At 45.7% G+C, this 1,339-nt stretch carries 1 protein-coding gene; it reads right to left on the bottom strand.

Going from position 1 to position 1,339, the window contains the following annotated elements:
• Window positions 1-81: 81 nt before the first annotated feature.
• On the bottom strand, window positions 82-1,339 hold a 1,258-nt coding region (locus CXF69_RS00530), incomplete at its 5' end, for an APC family permease (protein WP_102078936.1).

The raw sequence follows: 1,339 nt of genomic DNA, 5'->3' as shown, positions 1-1,339 counted from the left end.
CTTGTTGAAGATAGTAAGTAGACGCTTAAATCTACGCAATTTTAAACCAAACAGTTTTTTATAAATCCTTTAATGTTATTGTCAATGTTGGTGTGTAAGTGCATCTTTTTCGATAGCCTTTCTCCTCGCTGACGACTTGAGATAAACCTGCTCAGCCACAGCAATCACTACGATAGTAACGACTGCTACGCCAAGCACGAATGGATCTGAGTGTAGTTTGATCCAGATAAAACCACCGAGGACTAAGATATCAAGAAGTATGGCCACTACAGGTACCCACATCACCGCTTTTATGTCTTGACGGAGGTATCTTAGAACACCCCAGTGGATAGCGATATCCATGATCAGATAGAAAACAATGCCAAGCGCTGCAATTCGTGAAAGATCAAATAACGTTGTGAAAGCCAAACCCAACACCACGGTATAGACCAGTGTGTGTTTTTGAACGCTGCCTGGCATCCCCAAATGACGGTGGGGTACCAGCTTCATTTCGGTTAGCATAGCGAGCATACGAGAGACTGCAAAGATACTAGCAAGGAGACCACCAGCGGTAGCTACCATTGCGATTGCTACTGTGAACCATAGACCATAGTCGCCAAGTGCTGGGCGTGCGGCGGCAGCCAAAGAGTAATCTTTGGTTTCAATAATTTCAGCAAGAGATAGATTACTAGACACCGCGAAACCGACTAGGGTGTAAATTACTACGCAGATTGCGATTGAAATTATAATGGCACGGCCGACGTTACGATGAGGGTCTTTTACCTCCGAGCCACTGTTGGCGATCGTGGTAAAGCCTTTAAAGGCCAGTATGCCTAGCGCCGTTGCGCCAAGAAAGTTACCAACAGTATTAGTGTCACCTAATGTAGAAGAATCAATTGCAAAGCTATCAGCCAGCCAGACACCAACCAGCCCGAAGATGAGAATCCCAACAATTTTTATAATACCGATAACCGATGCGACCCCTTGGATCCAACGATTGCTAAGCAAATTAATCAAAAATGCAGCAAGAATAAGCGCTGCGCCAAGAACGGATACCATGCGACCGCTGTCATCGCCACCAAATAACTGCATGGTATATGACCCGAACGTCCGAGCCAAAAAGCTCTGCGCTATAACCATGGAGAAATACATCAGCAGGGCATTAAAGCCAGTCGGTAAACGATCTCCGTACGCTTGGTGTAGGTACATCGCGACACCACCAGCTGATGGGTAGGCATTAGAGATTTTGATATAGGAATAGGCACTAAAAGAAACAACGATTGCAGCGGCTAAAAACGCCAAGGGGAAAAGCGAACCTGTCATCTGAGCCATTTGACCAGTCAGAGCAAAAATACCAGCG

The sequence above is a fragment of the Psychrobacter sp. Choline-02u-9 genome (assembly GCF_002836505.1).
In the GTDB taxonomy this organism is placed as follows: Bacteria; Pseudomonadota; Gammaproteobacteria; order Pseudomonadales; family Moraxellaceae; genus Psychrobacter.
This window is presented reverse-complemented; position numbering and strand designations above follow the sequence as displayed.